The sequence below is a fragment of the Leucobacter sp. G161 genome (assembly GCF_001482305.1).
Taxonomy (GTDB): domain Bacteria; phylum Actinomycetota; class Actinomycetes; order Actinomycetales; family Microbacteriaceae; genus Leucobacter.
This window is the reverse complement of the sequence record NZ_LOHP01000105.1, coordinates 1-523: the sequence shown is the minus strand read 5'-3', so window position 1 is coordinate 523 and position 523 is coordinate 1. Positions and strand designations below refer to the sequence as shown.

Here is a 523-nt window from a genome sequence, read left to right as displayed (position 1 = left end):
TCGCGAGGGTGGCGAGGAGGGAGTCGGGGACGAGGTCGGTGTTGGCGTGGCCCTCGCGTACGATCGCTGCGATGCGTGTTCCGAGCTCCGCAGTCGTCGCACCCATCGCGGCACCCGAGAGCGCTGGGAGGGATCCGAGGACCTCGACGGTTGCGGCTTCGACGGCGCGTGCGGCTTCGCCGTCGGCGAGGTGGCCGAGCATGAGCGCGAGTGACAGGACCGCTCCCGAGGGGTTTGCCCAGCCCGTGCCCGCGATATCGGGGGCGGATCCGTGGATCGCTTCGAAGCATGCTTGGTGCGCTGCCGTCGAGGTTGAGGTTCGCGCTCGTTGCGACGCCGAGGCCGCCCTGGATCACGGCGCCGAGGTCAGTGATGATGTCGCCGAAGAGGTTGTCGGTGACGACGACGTCGAAGCGTTCGGGGGTGAGCGGCAGGTGGAAGCACATCGCGTCGACGTGCACGTAGTCGGTCTCGACCTCGGGGTATCGTGCGGCGACGGTCTCGAAGACTTCCTGCCAGAGCT

The 523-nt window shown here is 68.3% G+C and carries 2 pseudogenes; both read right to left on the bottom strand.

The features are described from left to right. A pseudogene (locus AUL38_RS18035) lies at nt 1-256 on the bottom strand (3-isopropylmalate dehydrogenase); the annotation flags it as partial. A gap of 130 nt (nt 257-386) precedes the next feature. Next, nucleotides 387-461: pseudogene (locus AUL38_RS18030) on the bottom strand (hypothetical protein); the annotation flags it as partial. Nucleotides 462-523 lie beyond the last annotated feature (62 nt).